Source organism: Vibrio sp. 10N.261.51.C6, assembly GCF_041471785.1.
GTDB lineage: Bacteria > Pseudomonadota > Gammaproteobacteria > Enterobacterales > Vibrionaceae > Vibrio > Vibrio crassostreae_C.
Genome location: NZ_JBFRPB010000137.1, coordinates 1 through 345, shown reverse-complemented (window position 1 = coordinate 345; position 345 = coordinate 1). Strand labels below are relative to the sequence as shown.

The window sequence follows — 345 nt, the reverse complement described above, 5'->3', positions numbered from 1 at the left end:
TAATGCATTCACACCGGATTTTATTTCAGGTACTAACGGTAACCTAAACATTGATGCCACAGGCCACTGGGTATTCACTGCCAACAGCGCATTTAATCAATTGAACGTCGGCGATAAAGTAGAAGAAACCTTCACGGTGTCGTCTGTTGATGGAACACCGTCCACCATCAAGGTGACGATTAACGGCACTAACGACGCCGCTACTGTCAGCAGTGCGACCGTTGCCATCGATGAAACCGACAAAGCGGTAACGACATCAGGAACATTGACCAGTACTGACGTGGATAATCCAGATAATGCATTCACACCGGATTCTATTTCAGGCACCAACGGTGACCTGACTAT

At 47.2% G+C, this 345-nt stretch carries 1 protein-coding gene; it reads left to right on the top strand.

Annotated elements, in window-relative coordinates; all coding sequences use genetic code 11:
• Nucleotides 1–345, top strand: a 345-nt coding sequence (locus AB4375_RS21560) for a VCBS domain-containing protein (protein ID WP_372052504.1), incomplete at both ends; no start/stop codon positions are given.